This window comes from Stenotrophomonas sp. ZAC14D1_NAIMI4_1 (assembly GCF_003086775.1).
In the GTDB taxonomy this organism is placed as follows: Bacteria; Pseudomonadota; Gammaproteobacteria; order Xanthomonadales; family Xanthomonadaceae; genus Stenotrophomonas.
Map to the genome: position 1 here is coordinate 4,237,701 of NZ_CP026001.1, position 25,639 is coordinate 4,263,339.

Here is a 25,639-nt window from a genome sequence, read left to right on the forward strand (position 1 = left end):
CACATGGAAGCGCCGGGCGATACCCGGCGCTGTCGTCACCGCGCTGCTCAGCCCAGCGGGGTCAGCAGGCGCGGGCCGTCGTTGCGGCCGACCATGTAGACGCCGCCTTCGGGCAGCAGGTCGCTACCGGTGGCCTTTTCGTCTTCGCCGGTCTTCCACGGTGCCTGCTGGCGCGGGCCCGGGATGTAGGCCGACCAGCGGCCGTAACGCTCCGACCGGGAGTCGAAGGCGTAGTTGACCGGCACGCGCACGGTCCAGAATTCTTCGTCCTTGTACTCGCCGGTGGTCGGAATGCTGAACGTCCAGCTGCGGGCAGTGCTCACGCTGGCTTTGGCCAGCACGTCACGCAGCATCTGCATCTGGCGTTCCGGTGCCACTACGGTCAGGTTGGTGCGCTCGGCAACCACGTCGGCCACCTTGCCATCGCGCCCGACCTTGACCAGCAGCGTCACCTCACCCTGGCCGCGGATGGCCACCGCCCGTTCCGGGTAGACCGGCGGGCGCATCTTCAGCGCCCTGACGTTGTCGCTGGACAGCGTGTTCTCTTCATCGACCGGGCCGAAGTTCGCATCGGCCACGCGGACCTGCATGGTGGTGCCGGTCAGGCTGTCCGCCAGCAGCCGCAGGCGGACATCGGTCCGCGCGCGCACGGCCTTGCCGTCGACCAGCACCGGTTCGAAGCGCCAGCTGTTGACCGTGCCCTCGACCAGGCGCGCCACGTCGGCGGCCACCTTGTCACGGTGGTCCAGCTGGAAGCCTTCGACCTGGCCTTCGCGGCCGATGTTGATGACGCCGCTGAGCGTCATGCTGGCCTCCATCTGCTTGCGCACCTCGCGCACGCTCTGCGCGTCTGCGTTGCCGATGCAGCCGGCGCCGCCGCCGAGGGCCAGCGTCAAGGCCAGGAATAGGGAAGATCGCATCACACTCACTCCTTGTGCTTGAAAGACAGGCCCCTCGTTGCCAGCGCGCGGCATGCCACGCCGTCCTGGAACACGAGGGACCGGATGGGACTCAGTCCTTTGCCAGTGCCGTCAGCAGACGCAGGCCACGATTGGCACCATCCACCATGTACACGCCGCCGGCCGGCAGCAGGTCACTCCCCTCCTGCGCGACATCCTGCTGGCGCCACGGCGCCGACTGGCGCGGGCCCGGGATGAAGGGCTTCCAGACGCCATAGGGCGTTGGCTGGACGCCCGGTCCGTCACTCATCGTGTAGCTGACCACCGTACGGACCGTCCACTCGGCAGCGTCCTTGTCCTTTCCGGTGGTCGGCGGTGCAAAGGTCCACTTGCGGGCGGCGGCGATGCTGGCATTGGCAAACAGATCACGCATCTGCCGCATGGAGCGCTCTGGCCCCACGACCCCCAGGTTCACCTGCTCGGTGGCGACGTCGGCTGCATTGCCGTTCCGGTCCACCCTGATCAGCAGCACCACCTCGCCCTGCACGCCGTTGCGGAACGCCTGCTGCGGATAGCTCGGCGGCCCCATCTCGCGCCGCGTCACGGTGTCGGTATCCTTGTCGCTGTACACGTTGAAGTTGACGCCCGTCATGCGTACTTCCATCGTGCCGTCAGCTGCAGGCTTGCCGAGCAGGCGCACGCGGATCGGTGCCGTCACGGACACCGCACGTCCGTCCTGCACGGTCGGTTCGAAGCGCCAGCTGCGGATGGTGCCGTCGACGAAACCAGCGATCGTGGGCGTCAAGCGCTCGCGCTGGTCCAGTACAAGATTGCTGACCGAGCCGTCTGTGGCCACCTCGATGGTGCCGGTCAGCACCATGCTGGCCTCGGCGGTGGCGCGCACCGCCTTCGTGGTCTGCGCAGGGGCATCAAAAGCGGTGATGGCGGCAACGCTGCCGACCGCCAGGGCAAGGGCAAGACAAAGGGATGAGCGCATCGGTACCGGATCCTTGGCAATGATGGTCCAGCCTAACCGAGTTTCGCGCCGCAGGGCCAGTGGCCGGGTCGGTCAGGCCAATCGATGATCGGCGGCATACGGTGGCGTGTCAGGGTAATCGCCACTGGCGAAGCGGGCCTGCAGGCCTTGCCACCAGGCAGGATCGAACAGGTGGCGGTAGTGCTCGCGCACCGCTGCCAGCTCCTGCGCCGGCAGCCCCATGAACGGCCCGAAGCGCTCGGGGAACACATCGCGCGGGCCGACATGGAACCACGGCTCGTCGGCAAGCGCTTCTTCCGGCGTGCGCGGCTGCGGCCAGGCGCGGAACACGCAGTCACTGACCAGGCACAGCTCGTCGTAGTCATAGAACACCGCGCGACCATGCCGCGACACACCGAAGTTCTTCGGCAGCATGTCACCGGGAAAAATGTTGTTGCGGGCCATGTCGGTGATCGCCTGCGCGTAGTCCAGCGCGGCCGCGCGCACGGCCGGCGCACCCTGCTCGCGCAGGTACAGGTTCAGCGGGCGGAAACGGCGTTGCACGTAGCACAGGGCGATCTCGATCTCATCGCCCTGCACGCGCACGCTCTGCGCGCACTGCTGCAACAGCTCGTCCAGCAGCGCCGGGGCGAAGCGCTCGCGCGGGAAGCGCAGGTGGCGATACGGCTGTGCATCGAGCAGGCGGCCAACGCGATCCAGGTTGAACACCAGCGCGTATTTCTCTTCCACCTGCTGCCGCGACATTGCCTTGGGCCAGGCGAAGCGGTCGCGGATCAGCTTGAACACCAGCGGGTAGCTGGGCAGGGTGAACACCGCCATGACCATGCCCGGGGTGCCCTCGGCGTGCACCAGGCGCTCGTGCGGGTATTCGTTGAAGTGGCGGAAGAAGGTGCGGTAGCGCTCGGTCTTGCCCTGCTTGGCACGGCCCAGCACGGTGTAGATCTCGTCGATGGGCTTGCCCGGCAGCAGGCTGCGCAGGAACACCACCGCGTCACCGACCGTGGCCAGGCCGGCCTGGAAATAGCTGCGCGAGACACCGAACAGATGGGCGACGTCACGGCGGCGGGTCAGCACCGCGTCGGCACGCAGGCCCTGTTCGTCGTTGACCAGGGCGATGATGCAGGGCGAGAAGCGGTGTTCGCCGAACACGCGGCCGACCAGGTAGGCACGGCGTTCGCGGTAGAACACGGTGTCGAGCAGCTCGATGCTGCGCACCGGGGTGTCGCCCCAGTGCGCGAGGTCATCCTGCAGGCGGATGGCGATGGCCGCCGCGCAGCGCAGCTGGTGTGCATACGGCACGTCGAAGCGGTAATCGGCCAGCACCCGCTGCAGCGCCTCCACCGGGCGCGTGGGCGACACCGCATAGGTGTGGCGCGCCACCGGGTGGGTGATCGCATCGGAGGGTTCGATGTCGAACGCGATGAACTCCAGCGCCGGGTCGACGCCCCGGGTCGCGAACAGGCGCCGCGCCAGGGTGTTGTAGAAGGTCTTGTACAGCTCGGCGTCGATCAGCCCCTGCAGCAGCGCGCTGTAGTGCGCGTGCACCTGCAGCCACAGCGCACGCACGCCGATGGCATCGCCGGCCATGCGCCGCAGCGCGTCCATGCGCTCGGCGATGCACAGGTCATACAGGGCGATGCGCTCGACCGCATCCTGCCGCGCGGCGGTCCAGTCGCGCTGCTCGAAGCGCAGCCGCGCCCGCGCCGTGATCGCGGCAAAGCGGGCGTGGTAGTCCTCGAAGCCATCGCGGATGGCCACGGCGATGCGCGGTGCCAGGTCGGCGGCGAGGTCAGGCTGGGACATGCACGGCTCGGCAGGGAGACGGGCATTCACCATACGCCGGCGTGGGGTGGATTGTGTAGAGCCGAGCCCATGCTCGGCTGGCTTTGCTCGAAAGCAGCCGAGCATGGGCTCGGCTCTACACAGGCAGGGGACTCAGATCGCCAGCTCGGATTCCACGTCCTGCACCTTGCGCCGGGCCAGGGCAAGGTTGCTCTTCGCGCGGTCCAGCACGATGTAGAAGAACAGGCCCCGCTTCTTCGCCACCGGGCGCATGATGTGGTACGCCTTGCCCAGCGAGATGAGGATGTCCTCGATGCTGTCATTGAGGTTGAGCGAGGCGGCGGTCTTCATCTTCGCGCGGATCACTTCGGTGTTGCCTGCGGCGGCCACTTCCATGTCCATGCCCGCGCCGGCTTCGCCCAGCAGCATGCCGCTCTCGTAGTCGACCAGCGCCACGGCCTGCGCGCCGTCGATACCCATCAGTGCATTCAGCGATTCGGTCAGTCCAGCCACGTCGTATCCCCTTGTCAGTGTTGGTTCGAGCCCCTCGTTCCCCTGCGGCCGGGCTCACGATCCGCTGAGTTCGGCCAGGATCGCCTGGCCACATTCCCTGCTCTGCCACAGCACCTGGCCGATCACGCTGCGCTGGTCACAGGCCGCCATCAGCAGCAGCGGCGCGCGGCCTTCGGCCTGGATCGCCAGCATCAGCACCTTGCCGCCCAGTGCTTCCAGCATCAGCGTCTGCAGATCGCCCAGCGCCAGCTCGCGACCCACCGCCGCCGCCAGGGCCAGCATCGCGCTGGTCATCGCGGCCAGCCGCTCGCCGCGCCCTTCGGCACCGGCACTGACCAGGGCGAAGCCATCGACACTGGCCAGCACCACCGTGCGCACCCCTTCCACGCGCCGCTGCAGGTCCTGCAGCAGCGGCTGCAGGCGCTCGCGCTGGCCGGCATCGGGCAGCGTCGCCACCTGTCCATCAGCCATGCAGGGCCACCAGTGCGTGTGCTTCCATTTCACTCATCAGTACATCCATCAGCAGCAGCCCCTGAGCGCGGTCCCGCGCATCCACGGGCAGCAGGGGCAGCGGCTGGTCATCCAGGCACGCCCGGCTGGCCCAGTCGTCCAGCTGCGCATCGGGCACCTGGTCCAGGTGGGTCACCGCCACCACCAGCGCCAGCGTGCCGGCAAACGGCCGCAGCGCCTGCAGGTAGGCATCCAGTTCGTCAGCGACGCCGGCGCGGCGCGCATCCAGCAGCAGCACCGCGCCACGCGCACCCTGCAGCAGGATCGGCCACAGGAAGTCGAAGCGCTGCTGGCCGGGCGTGCCGTACAGGCGCAGGCGCTCACCGTTGGGCAGGTCGATGTCGGCGTAATCCAGGGCGACCGTGGTCGAGGCCTTGTCCGCGCCCGCACGGTCGCTGTTGGCGACGTCAGTGTCGATGACCGCACCGGCCGCGATGCTGCGCACCAGGGTCGACTTGCCACTGCCCATGCCGCCAAGCACCACCACCTTGTGCTCACGCATTGCGCTCGCTCCCGCGCAGGCTGCGCCAGAGGCGTGCCAGCAGGCCATGGTCGGCGCTGCTGCCCCTCGGCGCGGCAGCTACCGGCGCGGCAGCCTGCAGCTGCGCGTAGCCACACAGGTAGGCGGCATGGATGAAGTCGCGCACGGCGGCTGGCGGCAGCTCCAGCAACGCCGCGCACTCGTCCACCGTGCACGCGCGCTTGAGCAGCAGCGAGCACAGGCGGAATCCATCGTGGTCGTGGCCGAGCACGCGGAAGTCGGGCCAGCGCAGCAGCTTCACCGCCGCACCGCGCAGGCGCTCGTCCAGTGCGTGCCAGTGGCGGCTGCGCTGCGCCCATTGCCACAGCAGCGGCCGCAACGGCTGGCGCGCGCGGTTGCCTGCCAGCACCCGGAACTGCGCCGGCGTCAGCGCGTCCAGATGGAGATGCTCGAAGCCCTGGGCCAGGCGTTCCACCAGCACGGCGGCCGGCTCCTGCAGGAGTACCGCCTGGTCCTGTTCCAGATCCAGCAGCAGCAGCGGCTGCCCGCTCTCGCCCAGCAGTGCATGGCCCTGGCGCACCGGCAGGCGCTCGCGCAGCAGGCGGGTGATGGCATGGGCGCCGTCGGCCAGGCGCACCGGCGCGGGTTCGGCGCTGCCCTGCATGCCACGCAGCGCGCGGCCGATGGCTCCATCATCGAGGACATCCTGGCGGCCATGGCCCTCGCGCAGCTGGCCGCCGATGCCTTCGATCCAGCACTGCAGGCGCGGCCGCTGCTCGCGCATGCGCAGCGCGGCATTGCGCAGCGCCGGCGTGTCGCGCACCACCAGCAGGTCGCAGTCGTCCAGGTCCTGGCTGCGGCACACCTGCCCATCGGGCAGGGCCGAGGCCAGGCGCAGCCGCTGCAGCAGGGCCTGTTCGCCCTGGAGATCGGTTCCCACCACCAGCACGCGTGCCATCCGTGTTCCCCGGGCGACCGCCTCCCCGGCGGTCTCGCGTCGCCAAGGCTAGGGCATCGCCACGCGCGGCCGTCGTGATCGATTGCTCAGATCGACGGCGACCGCAGGCACGCACTGATCCGTTCTGCGACGGCCATCGTGGGCAAGTTTCATGCCGTATTGACGGTTCCGGGAAATGGGGTCGGATCCCCAGGAAAAAAGAAACCCGCGCCGGAGCGCGGGTTTCGATGTCACTTCCTGCGGGCGATGGATCAGCCGCGCAGCTGCTCCAACGCGGCGTTGAAGGTCGCGCTCGGGCGCATCGCCTTGCTGGCCTTGGCCACGTCCGGGCGGTAGTAGCCGCCGATGTCCACGGCCTTGCCCTGCACCGCGGCCAGCTCGTCGACGATCTTCTGCTCTTTGTCGGTCAGTGCCTTGGCCAGCGGGGCGAAGCGGGCCTTCAGTGCGGCGTCTTCGTCCTGCGCGGCCAGGGCCTGGGCCCAGTACAGCGCGATGTAGAAGTGGCTGCCGCGGTTGTCGATGCCACCCAGCTTGCGCGAAGGCGACTTGTCGTTGTCCAGGAACTGGCCGTTGGCTTCGTCCAGCGCCTTGGCCAGCACGCGGGCAGCGGCGTTGTCGTAGCGGTTGCCCAGGTGTTCCAGCGACGCGGCCAGGGCCAGGAATTCACCCAGCGAATCCCAGCGCAGGTAGTCCTCTTCGACGAACTGCTGGACGTGCTTCGGGGCCGAACCACCGGCACCGGTCTCGAACAGGCCACCACCGGCCATCAGCGGCACGATCGACAGCATCTTGGCGCTGGTGCCCAGTTCCATGATCGGGAACAGGTCGGTCAGGTAGTCGCGCAGCACGTTGCCGGTCACCGAGATGGTGTCCTCACCCTTGCGGATGCGCTCCAGCGAGAAGGCGGTCGCTTCCACCGGCGGCAGGATGCGGATGTCCAGGCCGTTGGTGTCGTGGTCCTTCAGGTACTGCTCGACCTTGGCGATGACCTGCGCGTCGTGGGCGCGGGCGGCATCCAGCCAGAATACGGCCGGGGTGCTGCTCAGGCGGGCGCGCTCGACGGCCAGCTTCACCCAGTCCTGGATCGGCGCGTCCTTGGTCTGGCACATGCGCCAGATGTCACCGGCTTCCACGGCGTGCTCGAACACCACGGTGCCGGCCTCGTCGGTGACCTTGACCACGCCATCGGCAGCGATCTGGAAGGTCTTGTCGTGCGAGCCGTACTCTTCGGCCTTCTGCGCCATCAGGCCGACGTTCGGCACCGAGCCCATGGTGGCCGGGTTGAAGGCACCGTTGGCCTTGCAGTCGTCGATGACGGCCTGGTAGACGCCGGCGTAGCAGCGGTCGGGGATGACGGCCTTGGTGTCCTGCAGCTTGCCTTCGGCATTCCACATCTTGCCGGAGTCGCGGATCATCGCCGGCATCGAGGCGTCGACAATGACGTCGCTCGGCACGTGCAGGTTGGTGATGCCCTTGTCCGAGTTGACCATGGCCACGCCCGGACGCTGCGCGTACTCGGCGGCCAGGTCGGCTTCGATGGCAGCGCGGGTGGCTTCGGGCAGCGACGGCAGGCGCGCGGCCAGGTCACCGATACCGTTGTTGGCATCGAAACCGGCCTGCTTCAGCACGTCGGCATGCTTGGCCAGCACGTCCTTGTAGAACTCGTTGACGGCCACGCCGAACATGATCGGGTCGGAGACCTTCATCATGGTCGCCTTCAGGTGCAGCGAGAACAGCACGCCCTGGGCCTTGGCATCAGCGATCTGCTCGCCGATGAAGGCGGCCAGCGCCTTGCGGCTCATCACGGCGGCATCGACGATCTCGCCGGCCTTGACCGCGGTCTTTTCCTTCAGCACGACGGCGCTGCCGTCCTTGCCGTGGAAGGTGATCTTCAGCGAACCGGCGTTGGCCACGGTGGCCGACTTCTCGCTGCCGTAGAAATCACCGGCAGCCATGTGCGCGACGTGCGACTTCGAGTCGGCCGCCCAGGCGCCCATGCGGTGCGGGTGCTTGCGCGCGTAGTTCTTCACCGACAGCGGTGCGCGGCGGTCGGAGTTGCCTTCGCGCAGCACCGGGTTCACCGCGCTGCCCTTGACCTTGTCGTAGCGCGCCTTGTAGTCGCGCTGCTGCTCGTCGGCCGGGGTTTCCGGGTAATCCGGCAGCGGGTAGCCCTGGTCCTGCAGTTCCTTGATGGCCGCCTTCAGCTGCGGCACCGAGGCGGAGATGTTCGGCAGCTTGATGATGTTGGCGTCCGGAGTGGTCGCCAGCTGGCCCAGCTCGGCCAGGTCGTCGCTGACCTTCTGCGCGTCGCTGAGCAGTTCCGGGAACAGCGACAGGATGCGGCCGGACAGCGAGATGTCACGGGTTTCCACCACGATGCCGGCGGTGGCGGTGTAGGCGTCGACGATCGGCAGCAGCGACTGGGTAGCCAGGAACGGTGCTTCGTCGGTCAGCGTGTAGAGGATCTTGGACATGGGGGACTTGGACTCTGTAGCGGTTCTCAGGGGAAGGCCGGCGCAGGCGCCGTGCCACGTGCAACCGTGTCACTTTCCCCCGTCGCCGTCAGGGTGGGCGCGCGGCGGGGAAACCCCTGCATTGTCGCGTTTTCAGCCGCGCGGGGCAAAGTCATCCCATACGCTGCGGTACTGCACCACGGCAACGCTGTGATCCAGCTGCGTGGTATCGGATGCAACCATGCCAGCTGTGCCTGCCAGTAGATCCACGCCATGCGTGGATGGAGCGTTCCCAGGAGCCACAAAAAAAAAGACGCAGCCTCGCGGCTGCGCCCATCGTGAGTCCAACCGGGAGAGAGTCGGCGGGACTTACTTGACCTCGAACTCCTGCGGCGTTCCGGCCGCCTTGCCATCGACCATGACTTCGGCGCGGTACTTGCCTGCCGGCCAGCCATTGGCGTTCTTGAACGTGATGTTGGTCGTCTCGGCACCGGAAGCGTTCAGCGTGGCGTTCTGCTCGCCGGCCACCTGGCCATCCTGGAAGGTCAACTTGGCACCGACGGTGACGTTGTTCGCGGCGGCATCGGTACGCACCGAGACGATCACATCGTCCTTCGGCGCGAACAGTGCCGCCGGGGCCACCGACTTGTCAGCGGCAGCGGTCTTGCCCACGGTGACGGCCGATACGGCGACCGTAGCGGCTTCAGCCATCGGCGGCGGCGCGCCGGTCATGGGTGCCGGTGCCGGCTCGGCCGGGGTCGTCGCCGCCGGGGCGGCGTTGCTGTCGGTGGATTCTTCGTTCTTCTTGCAACCGACCAGGGCAACGCTGCCCAGCAGGGCGGCGATCAGGGCGGCATGGAGCGGGTTGGTCTTGATCATTCGGGTGTTCCTCGCAGGGATTGTCGGACGGCCTTCGTGCGCCGCTGGGCGCGGGCCGGTCATTTCGGCGGCAGCTTCAGGGTCTGGCCCGGGAAAATCTTGTCCGGGTCGTCGAGGACATCACGGTTGGCCTCGAAGATCTTCTTCCACGCATTGGCATCGCCCAGGTGCTGCTTGGCGATCTTCGACAGCGAATCGCCCTTCTGCACGGTATACGTGCCGACACTGACCACATCGGCGGTGCTGTCCACCGATGACGTGACGCCGGAGAAGTCCGCCTTGGGTACCAGCTCGGCGGTACTGTCGACGCTGGCGGTGACGCCGGAGAAATCGGCCTTCTTCTCGGTGCTCATCCACACACTCCCGTCTGCATGACTACGTGGATGGCACGGTGACATGGTGGTTGTTAAATGGGGATGGTGCAGATGTGAAGCCGCCACGGGGGGCGGCTGAACAATCGGGCCCAGAGTGGCCGGCGCACCCCGTAACCGCCTGCGAACCACGGTAGCGCCGGGCCGTGCCCGGCGGCTTCTGCTCTGGCCGCTGCGCTCGCCGGGCGTGGCCCGGCGCTACCCGTAACCGCCTGCGGCGGTTACTGGCGCAGCTCGCGGACGGTCGCGGCCGGGCCGGCGATCCCGTGGCTGGCGCGCCAGGGATTGATGTCCAGGCCGCCACGGCGGGTGTAGCGCGCCTCCACTTCCAGCCACTGCGGCTGGCAGCGCGTGGAGACCTCGCTGAAGATGCGCTCGACGCACTGCTCGTGGAACTCGGCATGCTCGCGGTAGCTGATCAGGTAGCGCAGCAGGCCGGCACGGTCGATCTTCGGGCCGCGGTAACGCAGGCTGACCGTCGCCCAGTCCGGCTGGCCGGTGACCGGGCAGTTGGATTTCAGCAGCGCCGAGACCAGCGTCTCTTCCACCACCTGCCCGGCATCGGCAGCGAGGTAGTCCGCCTGCGGCGGGCCGTAGCAGTCGATCTCCACGTCCAGCCCGTCGATGGACTCGCCCAGCGGCGACTCGACAAGCTGCGGCAGGCCGAACTGCACCTGCACCTGCGCGCCCGCGCAGGCCGACAGATCGGCCACCAGGCGCTCGCGCAGCGCCTCAGCGCTTTCCATGCGGGTGCTGTTGAGGGAGTTCAGGTAGAGCTTGAACGACTTCGATTCGATCAGGCGCGGCGACGTGCAGGGCACCTGCACGGTGGCCACGGCCACCTGCGGCTTGCCGCGCGGGTCGAGCCAGCTCAGTTCGAAGGCATGCCAGCGGTCGTGGCCGACGAACGGCAGCGCGGCGTCATCGAGACCGATCTCGGTGCGGGCCCCGATGCGGGGGATGGGAAACAGCAGGCCGGGATCGTACTGCGACGGGTAACTGACCTCGCGACCGAGGCTGGAGTCCTGGGGGGTGTTCATGGGCGCCATTGTATCGCGGTGGCGGCGGGCCTTCGGCCGGGTCGGCCAACGGCGGAGCCCCTCCCGTGGTGGGTGCTGAAAGCCTGGGGACTGAGGGTTGGCCGGGTGGGTAGGCCGCGCAGGGGACGCCGTGAACCCCCCTCCGGGGTCCGGCCCAGCCGCTGGCGGCTGTGCGTTCGGGCACTCGCGAAGCAGTGCTTCGCAAGCAAAGCGCCCTCACCCATGGGGGCTTGTGAGCGCCATCCATGGCGCTCGCACCCCTGCGCAACCTACCCACCCGGCCACGGACAGTTTCCCGCGCCACCCCGGGAAAGATCAGGAAAATCAAAATCAGAAGCCGATTCTTCAGACGTTCATGACGTCTGCCGTGCCGACCAACGGTCGGCACCCACCAACAGCATCGGGCACCAACAGCCGCGTGAAACTGTCGAAGGCGGGGTAGCAGCACCGTTCCCAGCCAACCTACCCACCCGGCCACGGACAGTTTCCCGCGCCATCCCGGGAAAGATCAGGAAAATCAAAATCAGAAGCCGATTCTTCAGACGTTCATGACGTCTGCCGTGCCGACCAACGGTCGGCACCCACCAAAAGCAGCGGGCACCAACAGACCGCAGGAAACTGTCGAAGGCGGGGTGGGTCCGGTTGAGGGGGTGTGAGCGGCATGGATGCCGCGACCAAGCCTACATGGACGTATTTACGGCGTCCCCCTCAACCGGACCCACCCCGCCAACCCACGGAATGCACGCCTTTGACGTTGACGTTGATCTGCAGCGGGTGCAGGGCTGCAAGCCCTGCCGGAACCCTTACCCCGCCGGGGTAGCAGCACCGTTCAAATAATCCAGGCTCACCTGCATCAGCGCGCGGAACCCGACGTCCAACGCCTTCTCATCCAGCAGGAACTTCGGCGAGTGGTTCGCCGGCGCCGTCGCCGGGTCGATGCCCACGCTGGTCGAACCCACGAAGAAGAACATGCCCGGCACTTCCTTCGCGTACAGCGAGAAATCCTCCGCGCCCATCTGCAGCGGCGGCTCGTACACGTTGTCCTTGCCCACCACCGCCTGCAGGCTCGGCAGCATCTTCGCGGTCAGCGCCGGGTCGTTCACCGTGGCCGGGTTGCCCTCCGATTCGTAGATGTCGGTCACCGCCTTCGCACCGTGCGCGGCCGCGGTGTGCTCGGCCACGTTGCGCAGGTCGGCGAAGATCTGCTGGCGCATGCCCTCGTCGAAGGTGCGGATGGTGCCGACCATTTCCACTTCATCCGGAATGATGTTGTAGCGGATGCCACCGTTGATCGCGCCGAACGTCAGCACCGCCGGCTGCTTGGACAGGTTGGCGCGGCGGCTGACGATGGTCTGCGCGGTACCGATCAGGTCGGCGGTGGCCACGATCGGGTCCACGCCGTTCCACGGTGCCGAACCATGGGTCTGGCGACCGACCACCTTGATGCCGAAACGATCGGACGCGGCCATCAGCGGGCCACCGCGCACGGCGATCTGGCCCGCCTGCACGCTGGAAAACACATGCAGGCCGAACACCGCTTCCGGCTTGAAGTCGGCGAACAGGCCTTCCTTCAGCATCAGCGCCGCACCGCCCTCTTCCGGCGGCGGCGCGCCTTCCTCGGAGGGCTGGAAGATCAGCATCACCTGGCCGGGCAGGTCCTTCTTCATCGCCACCAGCGCCTGCGCCACGCCCAGCAGGGTGGCGGTGTGTGCATCGTGGCCGCAGGCATGCATCACGCCCACGGTCTGCCCGCGGTACTGCGCGGTGGCCTTGGATGCGAACGGCAGGCCGGTCTGCTCGGTCACCGGCAGCGCGTCCATGTCCGCGCGCAGGGCGATCTTCGGGCCCGGCTTGCCGCCTTCGATGATCGCCACCACGCCGTGGTGGGCGATGCCGGTCTTCGGCTTCAGGCCCATCGCACGCAGGCGCTTGGCGACCTCGGCCGAGGTGCGCTCCTCGCGGTTGGACAGTTCCGGGTGCTGGTGGAAATCACGGCGCCACTCCACCACCTGGGCCTGCAGGCGCTGCGCGGCGGCAGTCACCTCCGGGCGCTCGGCCTGCTGGGCGTGGGCAAGGGCCGGCAGGGCCAGCAGCAGGGCGGACAGCAGCAGCGAACGGCGCATCGGGGTCTCCACGGAAGGGGTCTGCACCTGAATGTAGGCCAACACCGCCGCTACGGGAACCTCCTTCGCTGCGCCCGGTCTTAGCGCCCGTCCCATACGTCATGCAGGAAACGTAGCGGGCCGCAGGTATGCTTTGCGCATTGCCACCCGGGGCCCGCCCCGACCAGCCCTCTTGGAGTCCTTGAATGTCACGTGTTTGGAAGATCGTGCTGCTGGTCGTGGCAGTGCTGGTGCTGGCGGTGGTGGGCGTGCGCGTCCTCGGTGGCGGCAAGGACAAGGCCGGTGGCCAGGCCGCAGGTGCGCGCCAGGGCGGTGAGGATCCCGATGCCGGCCCGGTGCCGGTGACCGTGGTTGATGCCACGCGCCAGGACGTGCCGGTGTATGCCAGCGCGCTGGGCACGGTGACCGCGATGAACACGGTGACGGTGAGCCCGCAGGTCGGCGGCCAGCTGATGAGCCTCAATTTCCGCGAGGGCCAGGAAGTGAAGCAGGGTGACCTGCTGGCACAGATCGACCCGCGCAGCGCCCAGGCCAGCTACGACCAGGCCGTGGCCGCCAAGCGCCAGAACGAGGCGCTGCTGGCTACCGCGCGCTCCAACTACCAGCGCTCCAACGCGCCGGAGTATCGCCAGTTCGTCGCCAAGACCGATCTGGATACACAGCGAAACCAAGTGTCACAGTACGAAAGCGCCGTGGCCGCCAACGAAGCCAGCGCGCGTGCCGCGCAGGTGCAGCTGCAGTACACCCGCATCACCGCGCCGATCTCGGGCATCGCCGGCATCCGCGCGGTCGACGCCGGCAACGTGGTCAGCGCCGGTACCGCGCTGGTCACCCTCACCCAGATCCATCCGATCCACGTGCTGTTCAACCTGCCCGAGCGCCAGCTCGGCGACGTGCGCCAGGCACAGAACGCCGGTGCCGTGCCGGTGGCCGCGCTGGACCGCGCCGACTCGCACGTGCTGTCCGGTGACGGCAAGCTGGACGTGGTCGACAACCTGATCAGCGCCGACAGCGGCACCTTCAAGGCCCGCGCGATCTTCGACAACACCGACAACGGCCTGTGGCCGGGCCAGTTCGTCAACGTGCGCATGCAGCTGCGCACGATCGGCGGTGGCGTGGTCATTCCCACCCAGGCGGTGCTGCGTGGCCCGGACGGCGAGTACGTCTATGTCGTGCAGGGCGACAACACGGTGAAGATGCAGACCGTGCGCAGCGGCGTGGAAGTGGGCGACAGCCAGGTGCAGATCGCCGAGGGCCTGAAGGGCGGCGAGCGCGTGGTCAGCGAAGGCCAGTTCCGCCTGAAGCCAGGCAGCAAGGTGACCGCGCTGAAGCCGGGCGAGACGCCGGCGGCACCGACCGAGGCCGAACTGAAGGCCGCCGAACAGAAGAGTGGCGGCAGTGGCCGTCGTGGTGGTGGCCCGCGCTGAGCGCAGGCCACCCTTTCCTTTCGCGCCGGCCTCGTAGCCGGCGCTGCCATTGAAGCGCCAGCAAGGATCAGTCCGTGGGCTTTTCGACGATCTTCATCCGCCGTCCCATCGCTACCTCGCTGTTGATGGCGGGCCTGTTGCTGCTGGGCATCCTCGGTTACCGCAAGCTGCCGGTGTCGGCGCTGCCGGAAATCGATGCGCCCAGCCTGGTGGTCACCACCCAGTACCCGGGTGCCAACGCGACCACCATGGCCTCGCTGGTGACCACGCCGCTGGAGCGCCAGTTCGGGCAGATCTCCGGGCTGGAACTGATGACCTCCGATTCCTCGGCAGGGTTGTCGACGATCATCCTGCAGTTCTCGATGGACCGCGACATCGACATCGCCGCGCAGGACGTGCAGGCGGCGATCCGCCAGGCCACCCTGCCCTCCTCGCTGCCCTACCAGCCAGTCTACAACCGGGTGAACCCGGCCGATGCGGCCATCGTCACCCTCAAGCTGACCTCGGACACGCGCCCGCTGCGTGACGTCAACAACTACGCCGACTCGATCCTCGCCCAGCGCCTGTCGCAGGTGCAGGGCGTGGGCCTGGTCTCGATCGCCGGCAACGTGCGCCCGGCCGTGCGCATCCAGGTCAACCCGGCGCAGCTGTCGAACATGGGCCTGACCATGGAGGAGCTGCGCAGCGCGCTCACCCAGGCCAACGTCAATGCGCCGAAGGGTTCGTTGAACGGCAAGACACAGTCCTACAGCATCGGCACCAACGACCAGCTGGCCAGCGCCGCCGAGTACCGCGACACCATCATCAGCTACAAGAACGGCCGCCCGGTGCGGCTGTCCGACGTGGCCGACGTGATCGACGGTGTGGAGAACGACCAGCTGGCCGCCTGGGCCGATGGCAAGCCGGCCGTGCTGCTGGAAGTGCGCCGCCAGCCGGGCGCCAACATCGTGCAGACCGTCGAGCGCATCCGCGCCATCCTGCCGCAGCTGCAGGGCGTACTGCCGGCCGACGTGCACCTGGAAATCTTCAACGACCGCACCGAGACCATCCGCGCCTCGGTGCACGAAGTGCAGTTCACCCTGATCCTCACCATCGGCCTGGTGGTGGCGGTCATCTTCGTGTTCCTGCGCCGGTTCTGGGCCACCATCATTCCCTCGGTGGCGGTGCCGCTGTCGCTGGCCGGCACCTTCGCGGTTATGGCCTTCACCGGCATGTCGCTGGACAACCTTTCGCTGATGGCGCTGGTGGTGGCCACCGGCTTCGTGGTCGACGATGCGATCGTGATGATCGAGAACATCGTCCGCTACATCGAGCAGGGCAAGAGTGGCAAGGAAGCGGCCGAGATCGGCGCGCGCCAGATCGGCTTCACCGTGCTGTCGCTGACCGTCTCGCTGGTGGCGGTGTTCCTGCCGCTGCTGCTGATGCCCGGCGTCACCGGCCGCCTGTTCCACGAGTTCGCCTGGGTGCTGAGCATCGCCGTCGTGCTGTCGATGCTGATCTCGCTGACGCTGACCCCGATGATGTGCGCCTACCTGCTCAAGCCCGACGCCCTGCCCGAGGGCGAGGACGCGCATGAGCGCGCGGCGGCGGCCGGCAAGCAGAACCTGTGGACGCGCACCGTGGGCCTGTATGAGCGCAGCCTGGACTGGGTGCTGGGCCACCAGCGCCTGACCCTGGCCGTGGCCGGCGCCGCGCTGGTGCTGACCGTGCTGCTGTACGTGCTGATTCCCAAGGGCCTGCTGCCCGAACAGGACACCGGCCTGATCACCGGCGTGGTCCAGGCCGACCAGAACATCGCCTTCCCGCAGATGGAGCAGCGCACCAGGCAGGTGGCCGAAGCACTGCGCCAGGATCCAGACGTGACCGGCGTGTCGGCCTTCATCGGCGCTGGCAGCATGAACCCCACGCTCAACCAGGGCCAGCTGTCGATCGTGCTGAAGGAACGCGGCGAGCGTGACGGCCTGGATGAGATCCTGCCGCGCCTGCAGAAAGCCGTGGCCGGCATCCCCGGCGTGGCGCTGTACCTCAAGCCCGTGCAGGACGTGACCCTGGATACCCGGGTGGCCGCCACTGAGTACCAGTACTCGCTGTCGGACGTGGATTCGGCCACCGTGGCCACCCAGGCCACGCGCCTGACCGAGGCGCTGCGCAAGCGCCCGGAACTGGCCGACGTGGACAACAACCTGTCCAACCAGGGCCGCGCCCTGGAACTGAACATCGACCGCGACAAGGCCAGCGTGCTGGGCGTGCCGATGCAGACCATCGATGACACGCTCTACGATGCGTTCGGCCAGCGCCAGATCTCGACCATCTTCACCGAGCTCAACCAGTACCGCGTCGTGCTGGAAGTCGCGCCCGAGTTCCGCACCAGCACCGCGCTGATGGAACAGCTGGCCGTGGCCTCCAACGGTGCAGGCGCCCTCACCGGCACCAACGCCACCAGCTTCGGCCAGGTCACCTCGTCCAACTCGTCCACTGCCACCGGCATCGGCGCGCAGAACACCGGCATCACCGTCGGTGCGGGCAACATCATCCCGCTGTCGGCGCTGGCCGAAGGCAAGGTCACCAGCGCGCCGCTGGTGGTCAGCCACCAGCAGCAGCTGCCGGCAGTGACGGTGTCCTTCAACATCGCCCCGGGCTATTCGCTGTCCGATGCGGTCAAGGCCATCCAGGAAACCAAGGACAGCCTGGACATGCCGGCCCACCTGCATGCCGAGTTCATCGGCAAGGCGGCCGAATTCACCGGCAGCCAGACCGACGTGGTGTGGCTGCTGCTGGCCTCGCTGGTGGTCATCTACATCGTGCTGGGCGTGCTGTACGAAAGCTACATCCACCCGATCACGATCATCTCCACCCTGCCGCCGGCCGGCGTCGGCGCGCTGCTGGCGCTGATGGTGTGCGGGCTGAGCCTGTCGGTGGATGGCATCGTCGGCATCGTGCTGCTCATCGGCATCGTCAAGAAGAACGGCATCATGATGGTGGACTTCGCCATCGAAGCGCGCCGTGCCGGTGCCAATGCGCACGAAGCGATCCGCCGCGCCTGCCTGCTGCGCTTCCGCCCGATCATGATGACCACCGCTGCGGCCATGCTCGGTGCGCTGCCGCTGGCGCTGGGCACCGGCATCGGTTCGGAGCTGCGCCGCCCGCTGGGCATCGCCATCGTCGGCGGCCTGCTGCTCTCGCAGCTGGTCACCCTGTACACCACGCCGGTGATCTACCTTTACATGGAACGCTTCTCCGAGTGGCTGGCCCGCCGCCGCGAGCAGCGCGCCCTGCGTGACGGCACGCTGCAGGAGCCGCAGGCATGATCCACGCCCCGCTGCTGCGGGGGGCCGCACGATGAACCTGTCCGGCCCCTTCATCCGCCGCCCGATCGGCACTGCCCTGCTGGCCATCGGCTTGTTCATGATCGGCCTGATCTGCTACCTGCGGCTGGGCGTGTCGGCACTGCCGAACATCCAGATCCCGGTGATCTTCGTGCACGCCAGCCAGGCCGGTGCGGATGCGGCGACGATGGCCTCCACGGTGACCGCGCCGCTGGAACGCCACCTCGGCCAGCTGCCGGGCATCGACCGCATGCGCTCGTCGAGCTCGGAAGGCAGCTCGCTGGTCTTCATGATCTTCCAGACCGACCGTGACATCGATTCGGCCGCGCTGGACGTGCAGACCGCGATCAACTCGGCACAGGCCGACCTGCCCTCGGGGCTGGGTTCGCCGATGTACCAGAAGGCGAACCCGAACGACGATCCGGTCATCGCCATCGCCCTGACCTCGCAGACCCAGTCAGCCGACGAGCTGTACAACGTCGCCGATTCGCTGCTGGCCCAGCGCATCCGCCAGATCAGCGGCGTGGCCTCGGTGGACATCGCCGGTGCCTCGACGCCGGCCGTGCGCGTGGACGTCAACCTGCGCCTGATGAACGCCCTCGGCCTGACCGCCGACGACCTGCGCAATGCCGTGCGTGCGGCCAACGTGACCTCGCCCACCGGCTTCCTCAGCGACGGCAACACCACCACGGCGATCATCGCCAACGATTCGGTGGCGCGCGCCGCCGATTTCGCCGAGCTGGTGGTCAAGACCCAGGGCGATGGCCGGGTGATCCGCCTGAAGGACATCGCCAACGTCTACGACGGCCAGCAGGATGCCTACCAGGCCGCGTGGTTCAACCACAAGCCGGCCGTGGTGATGTACGTGTTCACCCGTGCCGGCGCCAACATCGTCGAAACCGTGGACCGGGTGAAGGCGCAGATTCCCGCGCTGCGCGACTACCTGCAGCCTGGCACCACCATGACGCCGTACTTCGACCGTACGCCGACCATCCGTTCGTCGCTGCATGAAGTGCAGATCACCCTGCTGATCAGCCTGGCCATGGTGGTGCTGACCATGGCGCTGTTCCTGCGCCGGCTGGCGCCCACGCTGATCGCCGCGGTGACCGTACCGCTGTCGCTGGCCGGTGCCGCGCTGGTGATGTACGCGCTCGGCTTCACCCTCAACAACCTGAGCCTGCTGGCCCTGGTCATCGCGATCGGTTTCGTGGTGGACGATGCCATCGTGGTGATCGAAAACATCATGCGCCACCTCGACGAGGGCATGCCGCGCCTGCAGGCGGCCTTCACCGGCGCGCGCGAGATCGGCTTCACCATCGTCTCCATCACCGCCTCGCTGGTGGCGGTGTTCATCCCGCTGCTGTTTGCCAGCGGCATGATGGGCGCGTTCTTCCGCGAGTTCACCGTTACCCTGGTGGCGGCCATCGTGGTCTCGATGATCGTCTCGCTGACCCTGACCCCGGCGCTGTGCAGCCGCTTCCTCAGCGCACACGACCACACCGCCGCACCGTCGCGCTTCGGCCGCTGGCTCGATGCCGGGCACGATCGCATGCTGCGCATCTACACGGTGTTCCTGGACTTCTCGCTGCGCCATGCGCTGCTGCTTTCACTCACCCCGCTGATCCTGATCGGCGTCACCATCTTCCTGTTCGGTGCGGTGAAAAAGGGCGCGTTCCCGCCGCAGGACACCGGCCTGATCTGGGGCCGCGCCAATTCCAGCGCCACCGTTTCCTTCGAGGACATGGTGGCCCGCCAGCGCCGCATCACCGACATGCTGATGGCCGACCCGGCGGTGAAGACCGTGGGCGTGCGCCTGGGCAGTGGCCGCCAGGGTTCCAGCGCGCAGTTCAACGTCGAGCTGAAGTCACGCAAGGAAGGCCGCCGCGAGACCACCGCCCATGCGCTGGCCCGCCTGAGCGCCAAGGCCGACCGCTACCCCGACCTGCAGCTGCGCCTGCGCGCGATCCAGGACCTGCCCAGCAACGATGGCGGCGGCAACAGCCAGGGCGCGCAGTACCGCATCTCGCTGCAGGGCAATGACCTGGCCGCGCTGCAGGAATGGCTGCCCAAGCTGCAGGCAGCGTTGAAGAAGAACCCGAAGCTGCGCGACGTCGGCACCGATGTCGACAACGCCGGCCTGCGCCAGAACATCGAGATCGACCGCGCCAAGGCCGCGCGCCTGGGCATCAGCGTGGGTGCCATCGATGGTGCGCTGTACGGTGCCTTCGGCCAGCGCCAGATCTCCACGATCTACTCGGACATCAACCAGTACAGCGTGGTGGTCAACGCGCTGCCGTCGCAGACCGCCACGCCGGCGGCGCTGGACGAGGTGTACGTGAAGGCGCGCAGCGGCGAAATGGTGCCGATCACCGCGGTGGCCCGCCAGGCCCCGGGGCTGGCGCCGTCGCAGATCACCCATGAAAACCAGTACACGACGATGGACCTGAGTTACAACCTCGCACCCGGCGTCAGCGCCGGCGAGGCCAAGGCCATCATCGACGCGACGGTGGCGGGCATGCGCATGCCGGGCGACATCCGCCTGGCCGACGATGCGGGCTTCGGCTTCAATTCCGACCCCAGCGACATGCTGATCCTGGTGATGGCGGCGATCCTGACCGTCTACCTGGTGCTGGGCATGCTGTACGAGAGCCTGATCCACCCGGTGACGATCCTGTCCACCCTGCCGGCGGCCGGCGTGGGCGCGCTGCTTGCGCTGTTCGGCACCAACACCGAACTGTCGGTCATTTCGATGATCGCGCTCGTGCTGCTGATCGGCATCGTCAAGAAGAACGCGATCATGATGATCGACTTCGCCCTGGTGGCGCAGCGCGAGCATGGCCTGGCACCACGCGAGGCGGCGCGCGAGGCCAGCATCGTGCGCTTCCGCCCGATCATGATGACCACCATGGTGGCGATCCTGGCGGCGGTGCCGCTGGCGATCGGCCTCGGCGAGGGCTCGGAGCTGCGCCGTCCGCTGGGCATCGCGATGATCGGCGGCCTGCTGTTCTCGCAGAGCCTGACCCTGCTGAGCACCCCGGCGCTGTACGTGATCTTCTCGTGCCTGGCCGAACGCTGGCGGGCACGCCGCGCGCGCAAGCGCGAAGCAAAGCTGCTGAAGCGCGCGCAGCGGGCATGATGGGAGGTGCCGGCCAGCGGCCGGCACTACCGGTTCTGGTGGGTGCGGACCGTTGGTCCGCACGCCTCATGCCTCCGGGTTTGACGCGCCGTAACGAAAAGAGAACAATTCTCATCCAGCCACGGTCCTGCGCCGCCTCCCCCAGCGACGCCCCGCTGCCGCTTGCCGGCACGCCTGCGTGATCCCAGCCATCGACCCCTTCCCTTCCGCCACCGCGGACGGTCGCGTGCTGTCCGCCGAGGATCCCCCACCGATGCTGCCCACCCGTTCCCCCCGCCTGGCCGTGCTGGCCATGGCGCTGTCCGCCGCCTGTGCCGCCCACGCCGAAGCCCCGGCCGAGACCCGCAGTGCCACCGACCTGGATGCGATCAAGGTCACCGCCGAACGCACCCATACCGAAGCCGGCGCCCTCGGTGACCGCGCACTGCGCGACACCCCGTTCGCGATCACTGCGGTCGGTCGCGAGCAGATCGAGCAGCGCCAGGTCGTCTCGCTGGGCGAAGTCTTCCTGTTCGACCCGTCGGTCACCACCCAGGTCAGCGCCTACGCCAGCGGCTGGAGCTCGCCGATCCGCAACCGCGGCATCGACCTCAACTTCGACAGCTACCGCGTCAACGGCCTGCAGGTGTCCTCGTGGGGCACCGAATGGCCGCTGGAAGTGATGGAGCAGGTGGACCTGCTGAAGGGTCCCGGCGGCTTCCTGTACGGCTTCGGCGCGCCCGGTGGCATCGTCAACTACATCACCAAGAAGCCGACCGACACCACCACCTTCAGCGCCCAGCTCGGCTGGCGCGAACAGGGCATCGCCAGCGGCGGCGTGGATGTCGGCGGCCGCTTCGGCAACGAGCAGATGTTCGGCTACCGCTTAAACGCGTACCAGGAAAAAGGCGAGACCTTCAACGGCGGCCATGTCGACCGCAAGGTCGGCGCGCTGTCGCTGGATGCGCGCCTGAGCGATGCGCTCACCTGGACCTTCGACGGCGTGTTCCAGTCGCGCGACCTCAGCGAGGAATCGCCGCAGTACTACTTCATCGGCCTGACCTCGCTGCCGCGCCCGATCGCCGGTGACGTCGACAACAGCGTGCCCGGCACCTACTACGACACCCGCTCCAGCCTGCTGTCGACCGCCCTCAACTGGCAGATCAACAGCGACTGGAAGGCCAGCCTGAGCTACGGCGTCACCACCTCGTGGAATGACGTCAACAAGATCTTCGCCTACATCGACGATGTGAACGGCGACTACGACGTGAACGTGTACGAGCTGGGCGGCAAGAGCGAGTGGAAGCTGGCCCAGGCGCTGGTGCAGGGCAGCTTCCGCACCGGCCCGCTGCAGCACCAGCTGGTGGCCGGCGTCAGCCACCAGACCGGGCTGGGCTGGGACCGTCCCTACGAGTGGAGCAACATCGGCCGCGCCAACCTCTACCAGCGTTCGGCCATCCGCCACGACGCGGTGCGCTCGCGCGTACTCAGCCGCGGCGATGAAACCGTGCAGCAGGCGGTCTTCGCCAGCGACACCATCGATGTCGGCGGTGGCTGGTCGGTGCTGGCCGGCTGGCGCTACAACGACTTCGAAACCAAGGGCAGCTACCACACCTACCCGGTCACCCCGACCTACGCGGTGATGTACAAGCCCAGCGATGCGGTGACCCTGTACGCCAGCTACATCGAATCGCTGGAAGCCGGCAGCCGCGTCGGCAACACCTACATCAATGCCGGCGATGTGCTGGACCCGACCATCAGCAAGCAGTACGAGATCGGCGCCAAGGTGGAAGCACCACGCTGGAACGCGAACATGGCGGCGTTCCGGCTGGAGCGCGGGGCCAACATCGACCTGCTGACCAACGCCGGCAAGTTCCTGGTGCAGGACGGCATCACCCTGTATGAAGGCGTGGAAGCCAGCGCCGACCTGCACCTGAGCGACGCGCTGACCGTCGGCGGCGGCGTGACCTGGCTGGACCCGACCTACGACAAGCTGTCCCCGGCCAGTGCATCGCAGGAAGGCAACCGCACCGCCGGCGCGGCCCGCTGGAGCGGCGTGGTGCACGCCAACTACCAGTTGCCGTGGGTGGACGGGCTGGAAGCCTATGCGGCCGTGCGCTACTACGGCGATGTCTGGTACGACGCCGACAACACCCTGAAGCTGCCCGACTACACCCTGGTCAACGCCGGCGTCGGTTACCGCCTGCTCGCCTCGGGCCACCCGGTCACCCTGCGCGCCAGCGTGGAGAACCTGGGCAACCGCAGATACTGGTCGAACGCGGGCGTCGGCCTGCCGCGCACCTTCGCGGTAAGCGTGCGCTGGGAGATGTAACCCGGCTCCCCGCCCAAGGTGGGTGCGGACCGTTGGTCCGCACATCGGCTGATCTGGTGGGTGCGGACCGTTGGTCCGCACATCGCTCCCCCCATTTCACGCGCGCACCGCAATAATGGGGGGCATCCCGCCCCCCGAGCCTGCATGTCCACCCGCGAATCCCGCTTCAGCCGCCTGTGGGCACACGAAAAGGCCAGCTACGGCCTGCGCGTCTTCATCGCCCTGACCACGGCGCTGGGCGTGTGCTGGCACCTGGACGCGCTGCCGGCCCTGCCCGGGGTGTTCCTCGGCATCATCGCCAGCGCCATCGCCGAGACCGATGACAACTGGTGGGGCCGCACCAAGGCAGTGCTGCTGTCGCTGCTGTGCTTCTGCATCGCCGCCGCCTCGGTCATCTGGCTGTTCCCGCTGCCGTGGGTGTTCATCGGCGCGCTGGCGCTGTCCACGTTCTGCCTGACCCTGCTGGGCGCGCTGGGCGAACGCTACGCGTCCATCGCCCAGGCCACGGTGACCCTGGCCATCTACACCATGATCGGCCTGGAGCAGCACGGCGGCGCCGGCGACCTGCCGCGCGCCATGGAGGCGGCCAGCCACCTGCTGATCGGCGCGGTCTGGTACGGCCTGCTGTCGATCCTGTGGACGGCGCTGTTCGCCAACCGGCCCGTGCGCGAACGGGTCGCCCGCCTGTACGTGGAACTTGGCCGCTACCTGCAGCTCAAGGCCACGTTGTTCGAACCAGTGCGCGAAGCCGACCTGCAGCGCCGCCAGCTGGACCTGGCCGAACAGAACCGCCGCGTGGTCGGCGCGCTCAATGAAGCGAAGGCCGCGATCCTGGCCCGCTTCGGCCGCTCCGGCCGGCCCGGCGTCAATTCCGGCCTGTATCTGCGCCTGTACTACATGGCGCAGGATTTCCACGAACGCGCCAGTTCCTCGCACTACCCCTATGGCGCGCTGGTCGATGCGTTCTTCCACAGCGACGTGCTGTACCGCTGCCAGCGACTGCTTGACCTGCAGGGCCAGGCCTGTGCGCGCCTCGGCGAAGCCATCCGCCTGCGCCGCCCGTTCGTGTACGGCGAAAGCAACCAGCAGGCCGGCCGCGACCTGGCCGATGCGCTGGCCTACCTGCGCGACCAGCAGCGCCCGCAGTGGCAGCGCCTGCTCGGTTCGCTGGACCTGCTGGTGCACAACCTGCGCAGCATCGAACGCCGCCTGCTTGATGCCGAACGTTCCGAAGCCAGCCTGGACAACGTCGATACGCGCCTGCGCGACAGCAATCCACATACCCTGCGCGAGATGGGCGTGCGCATCCGCCAGCAGCTCACGCCGGGCTCGGTGCTGTTCCGCCACGGCCTGCGCATGGCCGTGGCACTGGTTGCCGGCTTCCTCGCCATCCGCCTGTTCGACGCGCAGCACGGTTCGTGGGTGCTGCTGACCATCGTCTTCGTGTGCCGGCCCAACTTCGGCGCCACCCGCCAGCGCCTGGCCCAGCGCGTGGTCGGCACCCTGGCCGGCCTGGTGCTGACCTGGGCGCTGCTGCAGCTGTTCCCGCAGCTGCACGTGCAGCTGCTGATCGCCCTGCTGTCGGCGCTGCTGTTCTTCTACAACCGCACCGATCGCTACCTGGTGGCCTCGGCGGCGATCACGGTGATGGCGCTGACCTGCTTCAACCTGATCGGCGACGGCTTCGTGCTGATCGTCCCGCGCATGGTCGACACGGTGCTGGGCTGTGCCATTGCCGCTGCCGCTGCGTTCCTGATCCTGCCCGACTGGCAGGGGCGGCAGCTGCACCTGGTGCTGGCACGGGTGCTGGATACTGCCTCGCGCTACCTCGATTCGGTGCTGGGCCAGTACCGCAGCGGCATGCGCGATGACCTGGCCTACCGCATCGCCCGCCGCGACATGCACAACGCCGACGCGGCCCTGTCCACGGCGCTGTCGAACATGCTGCGCGAGCCCGGCCACGTGCGCCGCAACCTCGATGCCGGCTTCCACTTCCTGGCCCTGTCCAACACCCTGCTTGGCCACCTGTCCGCGCTGGGCGCGCACCGCGACCAGGTGGACAGCTACGCCGGCGATCCACTGGCCTTGGCCGCGGGTGACCGGGTGCGCAAGGCCCTGCAGCAGCTGGCCACCGCGCTGACCGCACGGCAGCCGGTCAGCGAGGAGGACAACGATGCCGACCGTGCCGTGGCCGCCGAGCTGGAACAGATCGAAGAAGCGATGCCGCCGAAGCTGCAGTTGATCCGCACGCAGATGGCGCTGGTGCTGCGGCTGCTGCCGAAGGTGCGCGCGGCGGCGAACCAGGCGGTCACCACCCTCACCTGATGGGACGTGCGGACCAACGGTCCGCACCTACCGGGGCGGTTTCATGCGGAGCAACGGTCCGCACCCAACAGAGTCCGCGTCCGCACCCACCGTAGCGTCGAGCTTGCT

Annotated in this window: 17 protein-coding genes; 5 read left to right on the forward strand and 12 right to left on the reverse strand. The window is 68.0% G+C overall.

The window, feature by feature from the left end; all coding sequences use genetic code 11:
* Positions 1-47 precede the first annotated feature (47 nt).
* The 12 genes from C1927_RS19235 to C1927_RS19290 all read right to left on the reverse strand — a co-directional run bounded on the left by C1927_RS19235 (position 48) and on the right by C1927_RS19290 (position 13,006).
* Entirely contained in the window at positions 48-920 is an 873-nt protein-coding gene (locus C1927_RS19235; RefSeq protein WP_343125694.1) for an energy transducer TonB, read from the reverse strand.
* 91 nt (positions 921-1,011) lie between these two features.
* Positions 1,012-1,803 (reverse strand): energy transducer TonB, encoded by a 792-nt coding sequence (locus C1927_RS19240; protein ID WP_343125695.1) that lies wholly within the window; start codon positions 1,801-1,803, stop codon positions 1,012-1,014.
* 165 nt (positions 1,804-1,968) lie between these two features.
* Positions 1,969-3,699 (reverse strand): bifunctional isocitrate dehydrogenase kinase/phosphatase, encoded by a 1,731-nt coding sequence (aceK, locus tag C1927_RS19245; RefSeq protein ID WP_108747516.1) that lies wholly within the window; start codon positions 3,697-3,699, stop codon positions 1,969-1,971.
* Positions 3,700-3,831: 132 nt separating this feature from the next.
* The gene (locus tag C1927_RS19250) at positions 3,832-4,191 is read right to left on the reverse strand and encodes a hypothetical protein (protein WP_079223818.1); all 360 of its coding nucleotides are present in this window, start codon (positions 4,189-4,191) and stop codon (positions 3,832-3,834) included.
* A 54-nt stretch (positions 4,192-4,245) separates the two neighbouring features.
* Positions 4,246-4,662, reverse strand: coding sequence for a roadblock/LC7 domain-containing protein (locus C1927_RS19255; RefSeq protein ID WP_079223819.1), 417 nt, complete (start codon positions 4,660-4,662; stop codon positions 4,246-4,248).
* Positions 4,655-5,203, reverse strand: a complete 549-nt coding sequence (locus C1927_RS19260) for an ATP/GTP-binding protein (protein WP_108747517.1) — start codon at positions 5,201-5,203, stop codon at positions 4,655-4,657. Before C1927_RS19260 ends, C1927_RS19255 begins: the two co-directional genes overlap by 8 nt.
* Complete coding sequence (locus C1927_RS19265; RefSeq protein ID WP_108747518.1) at positions 5,196-6,140, reverse strand: hypothetical protein; 945 nt, start codon at positions 6,138-6,140, stop codon at positions 5,196-5,198. Before C1927_RS19265 ends, C1927_RS19260 begins: the two co-directional genes overlap by 8 nt.
* A 251-nt stretch (positions 6,141-6,391) precedes the next feature.
* Positions 6,392-8,614: an NADP-dependent isocitrate dehydrogenase gene (locus tag C1927_RS19270; RefSeq protein ID WP_108747519.1), complete on the reverse strand. Its 2,223-nt coding sequence runs from the start codon at positions 8,612-8,614 to the stop codon at positions 6,392-6,394.
* Positions 8,615-8,962: 348 nt separating this feature from the next.
* The gene (locus C1927_RS19275; protein WP_079223823.1) at positions 8,963-9,472 is read right to left on the reverse strand and encodes a hypothetical protein; all 510 of its coding nucleotides are present in this window, start codon (positions 9,470-9,472) and stop codon (positions 8,963-8,965) included.
* Between the two features lie 59 nt (positions 9,473-9,531).
* Positions 9,532-9,825: a LysM peptidoglycan-binding domain-containing protein gene (locus C1927_RS19280; RefSeq protein WP_079223824.1), complete on the reverse strand. Its 294-nt coding sequence runs from the start codon at positions 9,823-9,825 to the stop codon at positions 9,532-9,534.
* 239 nt (positions 9,826-10,064) lie between these two features.
* Positions 10,065-10,883 (reverse strand): NADPH-dependent 7-cyano-7-deazaguanine reductase QueF, encoded by an 819-nt coding sequence (queF, locus tag C1927_RS19285; RefSeq protein WP_108747520.1) that lies wholly within the window; start codon positions 10,881-10,883, stop codon positions 10,065-10,067.
* A gap of 803 nt (positions 10,884-11,686) precedes the next feature.
* The gene (locus tag C1927_RS19290) at positions 11,687-13,006 is read right to left on the reverse strand and encodes a M20 family metallopeptidase (RefSeq protein ID WP_079225399.1); all 1,320 of its coding nucleotides are present in this window, start codon (positions 13,004-13,006) and stop codon (positions 11,687-11,689) included.
* A 185-nt stretch (positions 13,007-13,191) separates the two neighbouring features.
* Between C1927_RS19290 and C1927_RS19295 the strand changes: the two genes are divergently transcribed.
* The 5 genes from C1927_RS19295 to yccS all read left to right on the forward strand — a co-directional run bounded on the left by C1927_RS19295 (position 13,192) and on the right by yccS (position 25,531).
* Positions 13,192-14,433 carry an efflux RND transporter periplasmic adaptor subunit gene (locus C1927_RS19295; protein ID WP_079223828.1) on the forward strand — a complete coding sequence of 414 codons (1,242 nt, stop codon included), beginning with the start codon at positions 13,192-13,194 and terminating at the stop codon, positions 14,431-14,433.
* 74 nt (positions 14,434-14,507) lie between these two features.
* A complete protein-coding gene (locus C1927_RS19300) occupies positions 14,508-17,741 on the forward strand; it encodes an efflux RND transporter permease subunit (protein WP_079223830.1) in 3,234 nt (1,077 codons plus the stop codon).
* A gap of 31 nt (positions 17,742-17,772) precedes the next feature.
* Positions 17,773-20,895 (forward strand): efflux RND transporter permease subunit, encoded by a 3,123-nt coding sequence (locus C1927_RS19305; protein WP_079223831.1) that lies wholly within the window; start codon positions 17,773-17,775, stop codon positions 20,893-20,895.
* Positions 20,896-21,148: 253 nt separating this feature from the next.
* Positions 21,149-23,206 carry a TonB-dependent receptor gene (locus C1927_RS19310; RefSeq protein WP_108747521.1) on the forward strand — a complete coding sequence of 686 codons (2,058 nt, stop codon included), beginning with the start codon at positions 21,149-21,151 and terminating at the stop codon, positions 23,204-23,206.
* 144 nt (positions 23,207-23,350) lie between these two features.
* The gene (gene yccS, locus C1927_RS19315; protein ID WP_079223835.1) at positions 23,351-25,531 is read left to right on the forward strand and encodes a YccS family putative transporter; all 2,181 of its coding nucleotides are present in this window, start codon (positions 23,351-23,353) and stop codon (positions 25,529-25,531) included.
* Positions 25,532-25,639 lie beyond the last annotated feature (108 nt).